Raw genomic sequence first — 990 nt, forward strand, 5'->3', positions numbered from 1 at the left:
CGTTGCTCAGCAACGTCGATCATGGACACCCTCGCTCTTGTTCGCTGCCCCGCACCCCTTGGAATAGATCGTCTAGGACGCGCCGCGCGGTGTGAGGGCCGTCAAGGGCCAGTCAGGCGCGTCGGCCACGGGTAGGGTTCGAGGCCCGGCCGGAGGAGGGTCAACCGTGTTCGACGTCCAGCACTGGCTTGTGTCACTGCCGCCGATCGCGGTCTACCTGCTGGTCGCCGGGGTGATCGGCGTGGAGAGCATGGGCGTGCCCCTGCCCGGTGAGATCGTCCTGGTCAGCTCGGCCCTGCTCGCGGCCACCGGAGTGGCGGAGCCGGAGTGGGTGGCGACGGCAGCCGCCACCGGAGCGATCGTGGGTGACTCCATCGGGTACGCGGTGGGTCGTCGCGGCGGCCGTCCGCTGCTCGCCCGGCTGGGCCGGCGCTTCCCCCGCCATCTCGGCCCCGCCCAACTCGCCCGCGCCGAGCAGAGCTTCGCGCGGCACGGTGTCTGGGCGGTGTTCTTCGGTCGCTTCGTGGCGCTGCTGCGGATCCTGGCCGGTCCGCTCGCCGGGGCCCTGCGCGTGCCGTACCGGCGGTTCCTGCTGGCCAACGCCGCCGGTGGGCTGGTCTGGGCGTTCGGCACTACGTACCTGCTGTTCACCGTCGGCCGGGCGGCCGAGCACTGGCTCAAGGACATCTCCTGGGCCGGCCTGGTCCTCGCGGTGCTCGCCGGCCTGGCCAGCACGTGGTGGCTGCGTCGACGTGCCCACCGCCTGGGTGCCGCCGAACCGATGCCGTCCGCGGATCCACTGTCGTCCGTGGAGCCAGTCGCGTCCGCGGAGTCAAAGCCGTCCGGGGAGCCAGTGCCGTCCGGGGAGACGACCCGTGCCGGCGGCTGACCGCACATCTGAACGCGCAGATCCTGGACACTTTCCGTTAGCGGCTAACGGAGAGTGTCCAAGATCTGCTCATGTCTCGGGGTCTCGGGGTCTCGGGTTGA

The 990-nt window shown here is 71.0% G+C and carries 1 protein-coding gene; it reads left to right on the forward strand.

Translation table 11 applies throughout. The features are described 5' to 3' along the window. Nucleotides 1-166 precede the first annotated feature (166 nt). The gene (locus tag ACLQ24_RS29815) at nt 167-889 is read left to right on the forward strand and encodes a DedA family protein (RefSeq protein ID WP_425895068.1); all 723 of its coding nucleotides are present in this window, start codon (nt 167-169) and stop codon (nt 887-889) included. Nucleotides 890-990 lie beyond the last annotated feature (101 nt).

The organism is Micromonospora sp. DT4, from assembly GCF_049841675.1.
Lineage (GTDB): Bacteria > Actinomycetota > Actinomycetes > Mycobacteriales > Micromonosporaceae > Micromonospora.